Genomic DNA, 429 nt, shown 5'->3' with positions numbered 1-429 from the left:
GCACTGCGCCGGATCGGGCAGCGGCTCGGACTCCCCCGCGACACCCACGTCGACGAGGTGGTCCGTTCCGCGGCCCGCGTGACCGGCCGCCCCGACGCCGCCGTCGGAGCCGTCCTGGTCGGGGGCCCGACCACCGACGACCGGGCGCTCGTCGACGGCGCTGCGGCACTCGACGAGCTGGAGCGTGCCGTCCGCACCGCGACCGGCGCCCCCGACGCACACCCCACCACCCCGCACTCCGCGACCCCGCGCACGTCCCACCGCAACCGACGAGGAGCACGACCGTGACCGATCCGTCACCCGCCCAGGAACCGACGGGCACGACCCCGACGAGCACGACCCCGACCGGCACGACGTCGGCCGCCTCCGGGCCGGCCGGCGCGGTGCCGTCGCCGGCCGGCACCGACGCGCTCCGGGACGCCTTCGGTG

General features: G+C 78.6%; 1 pseudogene. It reads left to right on the top strand.

Going from position 1 to position 429, the window contains the following annotated elements:
- Window positions 1-288: pseudogene (locus D8M35_RS16765) on the top strand (hypothetical protein); the annotation flags it as partial.
- Window positions 289-429: the final 141 nt, after the last annotated feature.

The sequence above is a fragment of the Curtobacterium sp. HSID17257 genome (assembly GCF_003989515.1).
Taxonomy (GTDB): domain Bacteria; phylum Actinomycetota; class Actinomycetes; order Actinomycetales; family Microbacteriaceae; genus Curtobacterium.
Note: the sequence above shows the minus strand (reverse complement) of the source record. Positions and strands in the feature narration are given on the sequence as shown.